At 51.9% G+C, this 15209-nt stretch carries 16 protein-coding genes; 6 read left to right on the top strand and 10 right to left on the bottom strand.

The genetic code is table 11. The features are described 5' to 3' along the window. Positions 1-45: 45 nt before the first annotated feature. Positions 46-1731 (top strand): long-chain-fatty-acid--CoA ligase FadD, encoded by a 1686-nt coding sequence (gene fadD, locus E1B03_RS15705; RefSeq protein ID WP_133086550.1) that lies wholly within the window; start codon positions 46-48, stop codon positions 1729-1731. Between the two features lie 84 nt (positions 1732-1815). Next, positions 1816-2931, top strand: coding sequence for a ribonuclease D (rnd, locus tag E1B03_RS15700; RefSeq protein WP_133087236.1), 1116 nt, complete (start codon positions 1816-1818; stop codon positions 2929-2931). A 49-nt stretch (positions 2932-2980) separates the two neighbouring features. Here rnd and E1B03_RS15695 read toward each other — a convergent pair whose 3' ends face one another. The 4 genes from E1B03_RS15695 to E1B03_RS15680 form a co-directional block, all read right to left on the bottom strand. Next, the gene (locus E1B03_RS15695) at positions 2981-3946 is read right to left on the bottom strand and encodes a PDR/VanB family oxidoreductase (protein ID WP_133086549.1); all 966 of its coding nucleotides are present in this window, start codon (positions 3944-3946) and stop codon (positions 2981-2983) included. A 71-nt stretch (positions 3947-4017) separates the two neighbouring features. Beyond that, positions 4018-5142, bottom strand: a complete 1125-nt coding sequence (gene yeaW / locus E1B03_RS15690; RefSeq protein WP_003833746.1) for a carnitine monooxygenase, oxygenase subunit YeaW — start codon at positions 5140-5142, stop codon at positions 4018-4020. A 44-nt stretch (positions 5143-5186) separates the two neighbouring features. Beyond that, positions 5187-6788 (bottom strand): BCCT family transporter, encoded by a 1602-nt coding sequence (locus E1B03_RS15685; protein ID WP_133086548.1) that lies wholly within the window; start codon positions 6786-6788, stop codon positions 5187-5189. A gap of 252 nt (positions 6789-7040) precedes the next feature. Continuing rightward, entirely contained in the window at positions 7041-8123 is a 1083-nt protein-coding gene (locus tag E1B03_RS15680) for a tartrate dehydrogenase (protein WP_103771145.1), read from the bottom strand. 103 nt (positions 8124-8226) lie between these two features. Here E1B03_RS15680 and E1B03_RS15675 point away from each other — a divergent pair, with 103 nt between their 5' ends. After that, positions 8227-9144: a LysR family transcriptional regulator gene (locus E1B03_RS15675; protein WP_133086547.1), complete on the top strand. Its 918-nt coding sequence runs from the start codon at positions 8227-8229 to the stop codon at positions 9142-9144. An 86-nt stretch (positions 9145-9230) separates the two neighbouring features. Here E1B03_RS15675 and minE read toward each other — a convergent pair whose 3' ends face one another. The 3 genes from minE to minC are packed head-to-tail and all read right to left on the bottom strand — an operon-like array spanning position 9231 to position 11044. Then, the gene (minE, locus tag E1B03_RS15670) at positions 9231-9497 is read right to left on the bottom strand and encodes a cell division topological specificity factor MinE (protein ID WP_001185666.1); all 267 of its coding nucleotides are present in this window, start codon (positions 9495-9497) and stop codon (positions 9231-9233) included. A 3-nt stretch (positions 9498-9500) separates the two neighbouring features. Continuing rightward, a complete protein-coding gene (gene minD, locus E1B03_RS15665) occupies positions 9501-10313 on the bottom strand; it encodes a septum site-determining protein MinD (protein WP_003020956.1) in 813 nt (270 codons plus the stop codon). Between the two features lie 23 nt (positions 10314-10336). Beyond that, positions 10337-11044, bottom strand: a complete 708-nt coding sequence (gene minC / locus E1B03_RS15660) for a septum site-determining protein MinC (RefSeq protein ID WP_003833736.1) — start codon at positions 11042-11044, stop codon at positions 10337-10339. A 126-nt stretch (positions 11045-11170) separates the two neighbouring features. Here minC and E1B03_RS15655 point away from each other — a divergent pair, with 126 nt between their 5' ends. The 3 genes from E1B03_RS15655 to E1B03_RS15645 all read left to right on the top strand — a co-directional run bounded on the left by E1B03_RS15655 (position 11171) and on the right by E1B03_RS15645 (position 12732). Next, positions 11171-11464: a YcgL domain-containing protein gene (locus tag E1B03_RS15655; RefSeq protein WP_003020949.1), complete on the top strand. Its 294-nt coding sequence runs from the start codon at positions 11171-11173 to the stop codon at positions 11462-11464. 69 nt (positions 11465-11533) lie between these two features. Further along, positions 11534-12193, top strand: coding sequence for a fumarylacetoacetate hydrolase family protein (locus tag E1B03_RS15650; protein ID WP_133086546.1), 660 nt, complete (start codon positions 11534-11536; stop codon positions 12191-12193). 92 nt (positions 12194-12285) lie between these two features. Beyond that, the gene (locus tag E1B03_RS15645; protein ID WP_003020944.1) at positions 12286-12732 is read left to right on the top strand and encodes a YcgN family cysteine cluster protein; all 447 of its coding nucleotides are present in this window, start codon (positions 12286-12288) and stop codon (positions 12730-12732) included. A gap of 26 nt (positions 12733-12758) precedes the next feature. Here the strand turns inward: E1B03_RS15645 and E1B03_RS15640 are convergent, their stop codons facing one another. From E1B03_RS15640 to E1B03_RS15630, 3 genes are all read right to left on the bottom strand, one after another. Then, positions 12759-14042 (bottom strand): tyrosine-type recombinase/integrase, encoded by a 1284-nt coding sequence (locus E1B03_RS15640; protein WP_133086545.1) that lies wholly within the window; start codon positions 14040-14042, stop codon positions 12759-12761. 34 nt (positions 14043-14076) lie between these two features. Then, on the bottom strand, positions 14077-14325 hold the full coding sequence (locus E1B03_RS15635) for an excisionase family protein (RefSeq protein ID WP_047500635.1): 249 nt from the start codon (positions 14323-14325) through the stop codon (positions 14077-14079). A 105-nt stretch (positions 14326-14430) separates the two neighbouring features. Next, on the bottom strand, positions 14431-15183 hold the full coding sequence (locus tag E1B03_RS15630; RefSeq protein ID WP_133086544.1) for a DNA methyltransferase family protein: 753 nt from the start codon (positions 15181-15183) through the stop codon (positions 14431-14433). Positions 15184-15209 lie beyond the last annotated feature (26 nt).

Genomic DNA, 15209 nt, shown 5'->3' with positions numbered 1-15209 from the left:
CCTGGGGTTGTGATGACGACGAATACGCATTTTAGAGGTGATGTATTGAAAAAGGTTTGGCTTAACCGTTATCCCGCTGGTGTTCCTGCGGAGATCAATCCTGACCGTTATCAATCCCTGGTGGAACTCTTTGAACACTCAGTAAGACGGTATGCCGATCAGCCTGCGTTTGTAAACATGGGGGAGGTGATGACCTTCCGCAAGCTTGAAGAACGTAGCCGGGCATTTGCGGCCTATTTGCAACAAGGACTCGGGCTGAAAAAGGGCGATCGCGTCGCGCTGATGATGCCGAACCTGCTGCAATATCCGGTCGCACTGTTTGGGATTTTACGTGCCGGCATGATCGTCGTGAACGTGAACCCGCTGTACACGCCTCGCGAGCTGGAACATCAGCTTAACGACAGCGGCGCGTCGGCAATTGTCATCGTGTCTAACTTTGCCCACACGTTGGAAAAAGTGGTCGACAAAACGTCGGTGCAACACGTTATCCTGACGCGGATGGGCGATCAGCTGTCAACCGCTAAAGGGACGCTGGTCAACTTCGTCGTCAAGTATATCAAGCGGCTGGTGCCGAAATATCACCTGCCGGATGCCATCTCGTTTCGCAGTGCGCTGCAAAACGGTTATCGCATGCAGTACGTGAAGCCTGAAGTAGTGTCGGAAGATTTGGCGTTCCTGCAATATACCGGCGGGACAACCGGCGTGGCGAAAGGCGCGATGCTCACGCACCGTAACATGCTGGCTAATCTGGAGCAGGTTAACGCCACCTATGGCCCGTTGCTGCATCCGGGTAAAGAGTTGGTGGTAACGGCCCTACCGCTGTATCACATTTTTGCGCTAACGATGAACTGCCTGCTGTTTATTGAGCTGGGCGGTCAAAACCTGCTGATTACTAACCCGCGTGATATTCCAGGGCTGGTAAAAGAGCTGGCGAAGTATCCGTTCACCGCGATGACCGGCGTCAATACGCTGTTTAACGCGCTGCTGAATAACAAAGAGTTCCAGCAACTGGATTTCTCGTCACTGCACCTTTCAGCAGGCGGCGGCATGCCGGTTCAACAGGCGGTAGCTGAACGTTGGGTGAAGCTGACGGGGCAGTATCTGCTGGAAGGCTATGGTCTGACGGAGTGCGCCCCGCTGGTGAGCGTCAACCCGCACGATATCGACTACCATAGCGGCAGTATCGGGTTACCTGTTCCTTCCACCGAGGTCAAACTGGTGGATGACGACGACAACGAAGTGCCGCCGGGAGAACCGGGCGAACTGTGCGTGAAAGGTCCGCAGGTGATGCTGGGCTACTGGCAGCGACCAGACGCCACTGACGAAATCGTTAAAGACGGCTGGCTGCACACCGGCGATATTGCGGTGATGGATGAAGAAGGCTTCCTGCGAATTGTCGATCGTAAAAAAGATATGATCCTGGTCTCCGGCTTTAACGTTTATCCGAACGAAATTGAAGACGTGGTTATGCAACATCCTGGCGTGCAGGAAGTGGCTGCAGTTGGCGTTCCTTCAGGCAGCAGCGGTGAAGCAGTAAAAATTTTCGTGGTGAAGAAAGATGCCTCGTTAACCGATGAGGCGCTGGTCACTTTCTGTCGTCGTCACCTGACGGGTTATAAAGTACCGAAGCTGGTGGAGTTTCGCGATGAGCTGCCGAAATCTAACGTCGGTAAAATTTTGCGACGAGAATTACGTGACGAAGCGCGCGCCAAAGTGGACAATAAAGGCTGAGCGTTAAGTCAGCCAGTAGAAAACGCCGGGTAATCCGGCGTTTTTTTTGGCGCAAACCTAAGAGAGCACGATTTGAATTATCAAATGATCACCACGGACGACGCGTTGGCCACGCTGTGTGAAGCCGTCCGTGAATTTCCGGCGATAGCCCTGGATACAGAATTTGTTCGCACGCGTACCTATTATCCGCAGTTGGGGCTGATCCAGCTGTTTGATGGCAAACACGTTGCTCTGATTGATCCGCAGGGGATCACCGACTGGTCGCCATTGCGCGATATTCTACGTGATACCGCCATCACCAAATTCCTGCATGCGGGAAGCGAAGACCTGGAAGTGTTTCTCAACGCTTTTGGCGAACTTCCGCAGCCGTTGATTGACACACAAATCCTGGCCGCTTTTTGCGGTCGTCCGCTGTCGTGGGGATTCGCCGCGATGGTGGAAGAGTTTACGGGCGTGGCGCTCGACAAAAGCGAGTCGCGTACCGACTGGTTGGCCAGACCGCTGACTGAGCGTCAGTGCGAATACGCGGCGGCTGACGTCTGGTATCTGTTACCGATCACCACAAAGCTGATGGCTGAAACTGAAGCCAGCGGTTGGCTGCCTGCCGCGCTGGACGAATGCCGCTTGATGCAGCAGCGTCGCCAGGATATTCTGGCACCAGAGGATGCCTGGCGCGACATCACCAACGCCTGGCAATTGCGTACCCGTCAGTTGGCCTGTCTGCAACTGCTTGCCGACTGGCGACTGCGCAAAGCGCGTGAGCGCGATCTGGCGGTAAACTTCGTGGTGCGTGAAGAGCATCTGTGGTCGGTAGCCCGTTATATGCCGGGCAGCCTGGGTGAACTGGATAGCCTGGGCCTTTCCGGGAGCGAAATTCGCTTCCACGGCAAGACGCTGATTTCCCTGGTAGAAAAGGCGCAAGCTTTACCGGAAGAGTCGCTGCCGCAGCCGCTGCTGAATTTGATGGATATGCCAGGGTATCGCAAGGCGTTCAAAGCCATTAAGGCGCTGGTTGCAGAAGTGAGCGCAGAACAAAATCTCAGCGTCGAACTGCTGGCTTCACGTCGTCAGATCAACCAGTTGCTCAACTGGCACTGGAAATTAAAGCCGCAGCAGACCCTGCCGGAGCTGGTTTCCGGCTGGCGTGGCGAACTGATGTCCGATCGTCTCAACGCGCTGTTGCAGGAATACCCGCAGTAAGTTATCAGAGTTGCCGGGTCACGCTCTTGTTGACCCGGCCTGTGCAACGTTACAAATCAAGTACCAGGCGCTTACCTTTGGCGCGTGAGCAGCAAATGAGCATGCTCTGCTGGCTGGCTTTTTCGTCGTCGCTGAAATACTGATCGCGGTGATCCGCTTCCCCTTCAAGAATCGTCGTTTCGCAGGTGCCGCAAACGCCTTCCCGGCACAGGCACTCAACGCGCGCGGCTTTGTTATTTTCAATAACCTGCAAAATGGTCATCTCTTCCGGGACCACAAACTCACGCCCGGAACGCGCCAGCACCAGGGTAAAGGCGTCACCGCTTTTATCTTCCAACGCAAATTGTTCGAAATGTAGCGTATTGCTGTCCAGCCCATGGCGGGAAGCCGCTTCTCTGACGGCATCGTTGAGCACCGCTGGCCCGCAGGTGTAAATGTGCGTGCCGGGTTCAACATCGGCCAGCAGGCGGGCTAAATCAAGGCGGGTGCCTGCGCTTGACAGGTGCAGATGAATGCGACCGGCGCTGGGGTGTTGCAGGAGTTCGTCATGAAATGCGCAGTTGTCCTGGCCTGGAGAGCAATAATGTAGCTGCCACTCTGCCTGAGAGTGTTCCAGCTCCGGGATCTGCGATAAAAACGGTGTAATGCCGATACCACCGGCAATCAACAGATGTTTCTGTGCCTGAGGGGCGAGGGCGAAGAGATTGTTTGGTGTGGAGATCGTGAGCGTGTCGCCGGGTTTGACCTTTTGGTGCAGATATCGTGAGCCGCCTTTGGATGCTTCTTCCAGTCGTACGGCGATCTGCCAGGCGCTGGTATCGAAGGGTGAACTCATCAGCGAGTACGCATTGCTGTATAGGTTTTCACCATCACGCATCTGCACGATAATATGGCTGCCACCCTGAAACGCGGGCAACGGCTCGCCTGATGTCGCCGTTAAGGTAAAGCGTTTTACCTGCGCGGTAATCGTCTCAATCCGGCTGACCCGGACTTCTTGCATTTGATAATCAGACATTGCGGCACTCCCTAAAAAATCTGTCCGGCGCGGCTTAACGATGCGCCGGAACCTGTCGTTACAGCCCCTGGTTATTCCTGAAACACCTGTGCGACCAGATTATGGAAATGGGCAATGCCATGTTCGGAGATACCGCTGCCGCTGGTGTCGGCCATAATGCGGCCTTGACCGCGATACCCGCGCGATTTCAGCCCTTTTTGGACGCTTTCAACCAGACGTAAATCTTCAGGGCGGAAGACGTTGCGATACCATTCGATCAGTTGTTTCTGCTCTTCGGTCAGCTCTTCGTTGGTGAAGTAGATGTCATAGTTTTGCAGCGTGGTTTCTGCATCCACCGGGAATTCGTAGATAACGGTCATCATGCCTTTGATTGGCGTGACGTTGAGCATGGTGCACGGCCACAGCCAGAATCCGTGGAAGGCGGCATCAACACCTTCTTCGAACTTAAATGACTGCTCTGACGGTTTGGCGAAACCGTATTGCAGCGTCCAGTTGCCGTGCATGGTGTGCCAGTAACGATCAACCTGAACCGAGTCGGAAAAACCAGGGTGAGCCGGGCCGCAGTGGTAGCACTCCAAATAGTTATCGACAATATTCTTCCAGTTGGCTGGAGTACGGGTCGTAAAGCGCGCCGCCAGTTTCAGGTCATGCACATCAGGGCAGGCTTCGATAACTTTGTCTGCAAGACCTGGGAGTTGTTCTTCCACGCTGCCCGCGTTCGGATCCATGTTGATAAACACGAATCCGGCATATTCTTCCAGCCGTACCGGGGTGAGGTGCGCTTTCTCACTGTCAAAGTTGGCGACGTTTTCGCAGTTACGCGCATGCGCCAGGTTGCCGTCAAGCTTGAACGCCCAGGCGTGGTAAGGGCAGGTAATCACATTTTTCGCTTTCCCTTCGCCGCTGAGTAACTGATGACCGCGATGCGGGCAAACGTTGTAGAATGCGCGCAGCACGTTATCGCGACCACGTACCAGCACGATGTTCTCGCCGATCACTTCCCGGGTAACATAGTCATTGGGTTTCGCCAGCTCGCTACTGTGGGCGACGCAAATCCAGCTCTTAGCGAACACTTTCTCCTGCTCGTGCTCGAAAGCCTGATGGTCGGTATAGAACCGGGCAGGGATCGTCCAGGCGTCCTGCGGGTTGGCACAGAAATTTTGCGGCAGAATAAACTCAGGGCTCAGATTGCTCATTGGAATACCTTTAATTTGTGAGTAAGAGGATTTTTTGCTGGCGCTTAATTATCGCCTTTGAGTAATGTCCCGGCCGGTGGTACGACGGGGACGTCCACTGGCGTTTCGGGAAGATGACTTTCAATTTGATGTGCAGGAACGTGGGCATAGTCCTGCCGTACCCAACGAAGAAAACCGCCAACCTTCACTAACAGAATGGCGAGGAAGGGAAGTGCGGTCAGAACCACCGTGGTCTTCATGGTTTCCAGGGACGCGCCGGTGAACAAAATCGATAATGGGATCAGGGTGATGACCACGCACCAGAACAGTCGTAAGCTACGCTGCGGATCTTCCCCTTCCTGCAGGTTACGCGTGCTGGTGGCCGCCATGGTGTAGGCGACGGCATCCATATGCGAGGCGAGGAAAATAATCATGATCGCCAGATACGCCACCAGGAACAGTTTCCCGGCCGGCAACGACATCAGTACTTGCTGTACGGCTGTTTCGCCACCTAACGTGGCCATAATCTGCGGTACGTCGATCACACCGGTCACAAACTGGTGAATGGAGTAGCTTTCCATCACGCCAAAGAAGAACCAGCAGCCAACGGTACTACCGAGGATTAACGCCCAGATAACCTCTTTGATTTTGCGACCACGGGATACGCGAGTGACAAACATTGCCACGCCTGGGGTGTAGGAGATCCACCAAAGCCAGTAGAACACCGTCCAGTTGCGGGTGAACTCACCGTTGCCGAGCGGGTCGGTGAACAGGCTCATCTGCAAAAAGTTTTGTGTCGTCAGACCGATGGCGTTAATGATGTTGTTGGTGATGAACTCGGTCGGGCCGACAATCAGCACCAGCAGCGGCAGTAAAAAAGCCCCCCAGCCGACCATTTTGCTCAGACGTTGCAAGCCGTTGTTGATGCCAATCCAGGAGCTCAGACAGAAAATGCCGCCAGAGAACAGAATAACAAACGCCTGTACGGTGAAGTTATCCGGTAAACCTGTGAGAGCAGCTAAACCGCGGGTAAAGGTGGCGGCGGTGACAACCAGAGAGATGGTTAACGCGCCAACTGTCGCGATCAGGAACATCAAATCAACCAGCCGGCCCCAGACGCCCTGCGGATGCACGCCGGTGATAGCGGCGATTATTCCGGACAGGCTCAGCCCTTTGTTTTTACGTACATGGAAGTGGTAGGCCATGGTTAATGAAGCCAGCGTATAGGTCGCCCAGGCGCTGATTCCCCAATGGAAAAAAGAGTAGGGTAAGCTGTATTCCAGCGCTTTTTGCGAGTGCGGCGCGATATTCAGACCAGGGGTCTGGTAATAATAGGCCCACTCAGCAACGCCCCAGTAGAGCGTGGAGGAACCTAGTCCGGCACAAATAAACATAAACAGCCAGGACAGCGTGCTGTATTCCGCTTTTCCTTCTCCCAGACGAATGTTGCCGTATTTGCTGGTGGCCAGCCAGACGACCAGACCCATCGCCATCAGAACGAGGATCTGCACGGCGGAACCCAGCATCCGGGTAACGCCGTTAAAAAGGGTATTTGCGACTTGTGCAGACTGCTGAGGGAAGAGACTAAGTGTGGCGGCGATGAAAAGAATAGCCACCAGGCTGATGGCTATCAGCGGCATGTCTTTTTTCTTAACGTTGCTCAACATGGGATCTCCTGGGCACAGTTGCCCGCGTATGGCATTAGCCTGTCGTTGTTATCATGCTGTAGGGAATCAGCGATTTTTATTTTTAACAATTTTATTATTTGTTCTTTACATGAATTAAACAATTACTCGATGCGTGAAGCAATAAAACACGGAACGGAAATAATAAAAGGTGAATTGGCGCAGGTTATTGATGCCATAAAACGCATAAAAAAGCCGCGTCAGTGACGCGGCTCATATTTCGTGGTTTGACCTCTAACGCAGTGCCCGAGAGATGGCTTCGCCCACCTGTTGGGTGGTGGCGTTGCCTTTCATATCCGGCGTTTTCGGGCCGCTGGCAATGACCTGCTCAATTGCCGCCAGAATGCCGTCGTGGGCAGCTTTATAGTTAGCATCACCGTTACCAAGGAAGTCGAGCATCATGGCACCAGCCCAGATAGTTGCAATAGGGTTGGCGATGTTCTTGCCGTAGATATCCGGGGCTGAACCATGTACCGGCTCGAACAGGGACGGGAAGGTGCGTTCCGGGTTTAAGTTGGCAGAAGGCGCAATGCCAATCGTTCCGGTACAGGCTGGACCGAGATCGGAGAGGATGTCGCCAAACAGGTTGGAAGCAACCACGACGTCAAAACGCTCCGGCTGCATCACAAAGCGGGCGCAGAGTATATCGATATGTTGTTTATCCCAGTGGATCTCGGGATAGTTAGCCGCCATTGCTTCGACGCGCTCGTCCCAGTACGGCATGCTGATGGCCAGGCCGTTAGATTTGGTCGCCGAGGTCAGGGTTTTGCGCGGGCGGTTTTGCGCCAGCTCGAAAGCGTACCGCAATATACGATCCACGCCGCGACGGGTGAAGACCGACTCCTGGATAACCACCTCGTGTTCGGTACCTTCGCTTACGCGTCCGCCGAGGGCAGAGTATTCTCCCTCGGTATTCTCACGCACGACGTAGAAATCAATGTCGCCTGGCTGCTTGCCCGCCAGCGGGCAAGGGACGCCCGGAAACAGGCGCACCGGGCGCAGGTTGACGTACTGGTCAAATTCGCGGCGAAACTTAAGCAGTGAACCCCATAATGAGATGTGGTCCGGTACGGTGTCCGGCCAGCCAACGGCACCAAAATAGATAGCATCGAAGGATTGTAGCTGCTCATGCCAGTCATCCGGCATCATCTTGCCGTGATGGGCATAGTACTCGCAGCTGGCCCATTCCATTTGCTCAAAGCTGAGCGACAATCCCCAACGTTCGGCGGCTGCCTGCAACACATGAATGCCTTCAGGCAGGACTTCTTTACCAATGCCATCTCCGGGGATAGCGGCAATACGACAGGTTTTCTTCATAGCAGCTCTCACTTGTACGCCATCAAAATTGACTTTCCCCTTATCCTATAATTGACTGATTAATAGTTAATCCCCCTAACTGGTGAAACATAAAACACAGATCATGAATAATCTGCCGCTGTTAAATGATTTACGCGTCTTTATGCTGGTTGCCCGTCGTGCTGGATTTGCCGCCGTTGCCGAAGAGCTGGGCGTATCTCCGGCTTTTATCAGTAAGCGCGTTGCCCTGCTGGAACAGACGCTGAACGTGGTGCTATTGCACCGGACAACGCGGCGCGTAACCATCACGGAAGAGGGGGAACGGATCTACGAATGGGCGCAGCGGATCCTGCAGGATGTCGATCAGATGATGGATGAGCTGTCTGATGCCAGGCAAATCCCACAGGGGACGCTACGTATTATTAGTAGCTTTGGTTTTGGCCGCCGGGTGGTGGCTCCAGCGTTGTCTGCGCTGGCAAAAGAGTACCCGCAGTTAGAGCTGAGGTTTGATGTTGAAGACCGCCTGGTGGATATGGTGAATGAGGGTGTCGATCTCGATATTCGTATCGGGGATGATATCGCGCCGAACCTGATTGCCCGCAAGCTGGCGACTAACTACCGTATTCTGTGCGCCTCGCCGGAGTTTGTGGCGCAGCATGGAGTGCCGAAACAACTGAACGATCTCTCTACTTTTCCCTGCCTGGTCATTAAAGAACGCGACCATCCGTTTGGTATCTGGCAAATGCGCAATAAAGAGGGCGCGCATTCGATTAAAGTTACGGGGCCGCTGTCGTCTAATCATGGCGAAGTAGTACATCAATGGTGTCTGGATGGGCAGGGAATTGCTTTGCGTTCGTGGTGGGACGTTTGCGACAACATTGCCAGCGGGCATCTGGTGCATATATTGCCTGAGTATTATCAACCCGCCAATATATGGGCGGTTTATGTCTCCCGGCTGGCGACATCGGCAAAAATCCGTATTACGGTTGAGTATTTGCGCAGCTATTTTGCGGAAAATTATCCAAAGTTTACTTTGGAATAATGGTGCTACAGTCTGGCAAGACACAGAAAATAAAAAAGGCAGAATAATCTGCCTTTTTTGTAACAATGACTCACTGAGCAAAGCCGTTATTTAGATTCTTCGGCTTCAGGTAATGTCACGTTAAGTTCGAGGATAGAAATATCGCCGTCTTTTTGCTCAAGCTGTACGGTGACCATTTCAGGATCAATTTGTACATACTTGCAGATAACCTCGAGAATATCTTTCCTCAGCTGCGGTAAATAATGTGGCTCGGCGTCACTACGACGACGTTCCGCAACAATAATCTGCAGTCGCTCTTTAGCGATGTTCGCTGTGCTCTTTTTCCGCGAGAGAAAAAAATCCAGTAATGCCATAACTTATCCTCCGAACAGGCGTTTGAGGAAACCTTTCTTCTCTTCTTCAATGAAGCGGAAAGGACGTTCTTCTCCCAACAGACGGTCTACGGTATCAGCATAGGCTTTACCGGCATCAGCATTGATGTCGAGAATAACCGGCTCACCCTGGTTAGACGCGCGCAGGACTGACTGATCTTCAGGAATCACGCCAACCAGCTTGATTCGCAGAATTTCCAGTACGTCTTCCATGCTCAGCATGTCACCTTTATTTACGCGGCCAGGGTTGTAGCGCGTAAGCAACAGATGCTCTTTAATCGGATCTTCACCGTTTTCCGCGCGACGAGATTTCGACGCCAGAATACCCAGAATACGGTCAGAGTCACGTACAGAAGAGACTTCCGGGTTGGTGGTGATAATCGCTTCATCGGCAAAATACAGGGCCATCAGCGCGCCGGTTTCAATACCTGCCGGGGAATCACAGACGATGAAGTCGAATTCCATCGTTTTCAGGTCGTCCAGCACTTTCGCGACGCCTTCACGCGTCAGCGCGTCTTTATCGCGAGTCTGTGAGGCCGGAAGAATAAAGAGATTTTCGGTACGCTTATCTTTGATTAACGCCTGATTTAACGACGCATCGCCCTGAATAACGTTGACGAAGTCGTAAACGACGCGGCGTTCACAACCCATAATCAGATCGAGGTTACGCAGGCCGATATCAAAATCAATAACGACAGTTTTCTTTCCCTTCTGGGCCAAACCTGTAGCGATGGCCGCGCTGGAGGTGGTTTTGCCAACGCCCCCTTTACCCGAAGTAACAACAATAATGCGTGCCATAGAAATTCCTTGTTAAAAAGGGATCAATTCAACGGTTGAACTGTCAAAGCGTTCTCTGCTAATTGCAGACGGGCCGCTTTGCCATAAAATTCTGCTGGGATTTTATCACTCAGCCAATAAACACCTGCGATAGACACCAGTTCTGCCGTCAAGTGGGTACAAAAAATTTGCGCTTCCCGATCGCCGCTTGCACCTGCCAGTGCACGGCCTCTCATCATGCCATAAACATGAATATTACCATCAGCGATAAGCTCTGCGCCTGCACTGACGTGGCTTGTAACAATCAGATCACATTGTGGAGCATAAATGCGCTGACCGGAACGAACCGGCACATTTATTAATCGTGTTTTTGTGATGGGAGTAACGTTTTGCGGCGGAGCGACGGGAGCCGGGGCCTCAACAGGCGCAGGACGAATAGCTTTTTCTTTACCTTCAGTCAGTAAAGGAAGACCCATTTCGTCGATTTCAGCCTTGAGTCTGGCGTCTTTGCATCCGCTAACGCCAATAATGCGCAATCCGGTAGACGCGACAACTTTCTGTAGCGCTGACCAGTTTACCGGGCTTTCAAGACCACTCACGTTAACCACCACGGGAGCATGTTTTAAAAAAGCCGGTGCCTGCGCGATTTTGTCTTCTAACGCCTGACGAATAACCTCGGGTTCTGCTTCATGTAAATGAACCACTGATAAGGTGAAGCTACTGCCTTTAAGCTCGATTGGCGTGTTTGACATCCTGGCCTTACTCAATTTGCTATTTATCATCCCCAGCGCGGGGTGATATTCCGAAGACTATAAGGCATGTTATAGTCAGTATTATATTGAGGCAAGCCACCATTCCGTGAATTCAGAGTAAAAGATATGTTTTGTGTGATCTACCGAAGCAGCAAACGTGACCAGACCTATTTATATGTCGAAAAAAAAGACGATTTCTCACGCGTTCCTGAAGAACTGATGAAAGGATTTGGTCAGCCGACGCTGGCAATGATGTTACCGCTTGATGGTCGAAAGAAATTGGTTAATGCCGATCTTGAAAAAGTAAAACAGGCGCTAACCGAGCAGGGCTATTATTTACAAATACCACCGCCGCCAGAAGATTTACTCAAACAGCATCTGGCTGCGGCAAAACAAAATACACCAGACGCTAAACGTTAAACTGCATCCGCCAGCAGCACGTTCCATCGATGCAGAACCTGAAATCTATGACTACGTTAGGGGAAAGTAATGTATCAACATCACAACTGGCATGGTGCTCTGCTGGATTATCCGGTGAGTAAGGTGGTTTGCGTAGGAAGTAACTATGCTAACCATATTAAAGAGATGGGGGGAAGCATCCCGGAAGAGCCGGTGCTGTTTATTAAACCAGAAACCGCGCTGTGCGATATACGCCAACCGCTGGTGATCCCATCTGATATGGGATCGGTTCACCATGAAGTTGAGCTGGCTGTGCTGATTGGCGCGACCCTGCGGCAAGCGACGGAAGATCATGTGCGCAAAGCCATCGCCGGTTATGGCGTCGCGCTGGATCTGACCCTGCGCGATATCCAGGGCAAAATGAAGAAGGCGGGGCAGCCATGGGAAAAAGCGAAGGGTTTTGATAACTCTTGCCCGCTGTCAGGCTTTATTCCGGTTGCGGAGTTTAACGGCGATCCGCAGGATACGATGCTCGGATTAACGGTCAACGGTGAACAGCGCCAGCACGGCTCGACGGCGGATATGATCCATCACATCGTTCCTTTGATTGCTTATATGAGTCGTTTCTTTACTCTCAAAGCGGGTGATGTTGTGCTGACGGGCACGCCAGCAGGCGTAGGGCCATTAAGCAGCGGTGATGAACTGGCCATCAGTTTTAACGGTCAAACGCTGACGACCCGCGTGCTGTAATCTCTTCTTGCCGCCTTTTCGGGCGGCAAAACTTGCATCAGCGTGCCAGACTGGTTATAAGGTGCAGCTTTAATGCAATAGCGGAAACCCTGATGAGCGACATACCTTTCTGGCAAAGTAAAACCCTTGATGAAATGACCGATGCCGAGTGGGAGTCATTATGTGATGGGTGTGGTCAATGCTGCCTGCATAAGCTGATGGATGAAGACACCGACGAGATCTATTTTACCAACGTCGCGTGTAAACAACTCAATATCAAGACCTGTCAGTGCCGTAATTACGAACGTCGATTCGAGTACGAGCCTGACTGCATCAAACTGACGCGCGATAATCTGCCGACTTTTGAATGGTTGCCAATGACCTGCGCCTATCGTTTGCTCGCGGAAGGAAAAGGACTGCCGGAATGGCATCCGCTGCTGACGGGGTCCAAAGCGGCGATGCACGGTGAACGTATCTCAGTTCGTCATATTGCGGTGAAAGAATCAGAAGTGCGTGACTGGCAGGATCATATCCTGAACAAACCTTCATGGGCGGACTAACGCTATGAGGTTAAAGGAGTTTGTTTCTACTCGTTTTGAGCTTGGGGCATCTGTGGGGCATTACCTCCAAAATTAGCGTTCAATATTGCCAGTTGGTTGTCATTGTTGTCTGTCATCCATTTACCGTAAACGCTGTAAACCATCTGTGCGGACGTATGTCCCATTTGAGCCGCAATGAAGTTGGGGTTGGCTCCAGCGCTTAATGCCCAGCAAGCATATGTGTGTCGAGACTCATATGACTTGCGGTGAGGAATACCGCTCCTTCTTAATATGTTGTTCCACGTTCCTGAGAATGACCCGGGTGAGTACCATTCACCTCCTTTTCCATTCCTTGCCGTTAGCCTTGGAACAAAAACAAATGTGCATTCATCACGGTGAGTTCTGCCAAACTCTCTTAGGTGAACGTCTATCTGGTGTTGTTTCCCCATCCGGGTATAAGCCATCTGGCTTTTCAGTGCCTCGATAGCAGGAGTGGTGAGGTTGATTGTTCGGTTCCCGCTTTCTGTTTTTGGCGGTGTGAAGTGGTCTGAAATGGCAAGGTTTCTGCTGATCCGAATAGTCCAGTTTTTGGTGTCTATGTCCTCCCATGCAAGAGCGCATATCTCACCGTGGCGCATGCCAGTATTAAACGCGAGCTTCCAGAGATTACGAATCTGGTCGCATGGGCATTTATCAAGAAAGCGGTGATATTCATCACGAGTAAGTGGCGACGGATCTGACTTCGATTTTTTGAGTGGAGTAACTGCAGCAAATGGAGATTTGCTTATGTACCCATTCAACACCGCAAAATCAAACATTCCCTTCATGCAGGTAACATAGACGTTAACCGTCCTTACCGTCCTTCCTTTCTTGGCCGATCTGTTCTTCTGATGCGCACCACATATCTGGTAGCCGGTCAGCAATTCCTTCCTTACATTCAGCACATCCTCATGGGTTATAGAGTCAACCATCCGACTGCCGCCGAGAATGTCGGTTCCGATAGTGATGTACGATACATACCGAAGATGGGCGTTAATGGTTAAGTCCATCCTCTTAAGCTCCAGCCATTTAGCTGCCAGTTCAGCAACAGTGATCCCCGGCGGCGCGATATTGAACTTCTTCAGATTGGGTGACTGTGGGAACTGCCTTGCGTAATCGAATGCACCCGTTTTTATAGCGAAACAAACAGAGGCGCGAAGCTCTCCAGCAATGCGCCTGTTCTTCGCAGTATCAACAACGCCAAGGCTTTCCCGGACCCTTTTTCCGTTATATATGAACCATATGCGCAAAGTGCCGCCGTGGTTCTCCACTCCAGTTGGATAACCAGACATAAAATCTCCTGCGTTTGTTTAATGGGGAGGGTATTTAAGCAGATTTCTGTCGCGGGATCGCCGGTCGTTGACGTTCAACCCAGTTATCGACTTCATGTCGATTGTAGAGGATAGGGGAGTTCTCCTTTGGCTGGCAGTCTCCAGAATAGTGACGATACTCCCGACCCTCCATCCATGAATTTGTGCGTGCGGACTTGATCGCGTTCTTTGTCAGGCCAGTGATGGCCATCAGAACTTCTTCGGATACCCACTTATTGGGCGTCAATTGGATAATGTCGCTCATGGTTTACTCCAGGCAAAAAGAATGCCATCGCAATGGAGGGCAAAAGGGATAACGTGGCAGTGCATTCGCACCCAATAGCCAGCTCATAACTGGCTATCAGTTGCGTCAGCCTGGAATGACCACGATGACGGTATTCACCATCGTTCCAGATGATTTAAATGCACCTTCAGGCAGTTCTTCGATGTGTCCGCCGCGTTCCTCGATGAGTTGGCGGAAATCAGTTGTCAGCTTGTTGCTGCGAAACGTCACAGATGAAGCCATAACCGATACCAACAGACCGCCAGGCTTAAGGAATTTCAGTGCATGAGAAACGTGCTTGATGTCCGCCTGTCGGCCGAAAGGAGGATTCATGACCACGCGGTCATAAACCGGATCAGGATCGACAGTGAGGAAATCAGTCGGCTTACCGATACCTGAAAGCCGGAGATTGAGACCGTGAAGGATGTCGTTGTTCGCCGGCATCAATTCATACATATCGATCATCACATCTGCGGCTGCGCTGTGTGCTTCTTTAGCAATAGCACCTTGCCCGGCGCTCGGTTCAAGAACGCGCATACCATCCCGGATATCTGCTAAGTGAATAACATGTCTTACAATGGCAGGCGGGGTAGGAAAGAACTCAAAATCATCCTTCGGCACTACGACGTCACCGGTAAGAATAATTTGCTCGATGCGATCGGATGCATCGGTATCAAAAATGTGCGCTTTGGCTTTGCGGTTCCATTTTCCTCCAGCCGCCTCCAGCACTTTGTTTGTTCTGGTGTAGAGGTTGCGTTCAAGCTGACCGGTAAGGAAGAGTTGCGGACCATTACACTCTGCTGCGCTCAGTACGTTCAGAACTTCATTATCTACTCGCATTCGTTAATCTCCGGGCATAAAAAAAG

Origin of the sequence: Citrobacter arsenatis (assembly GCF_004353845.1) — a bacterium.
GTDB classification, from domain to species: Bacteria; Pseudomonadota; Gammaproteobacteria; order Enterobacterales; family Enterobacteriaceae; genus Citrobacter; species Citrobacter arsenatis.
The sequence above is the reverse complement of the archived record's forward strand: the minus strand, read 5'-3'. Positions and strand labels throughout refer to the sequence as shown.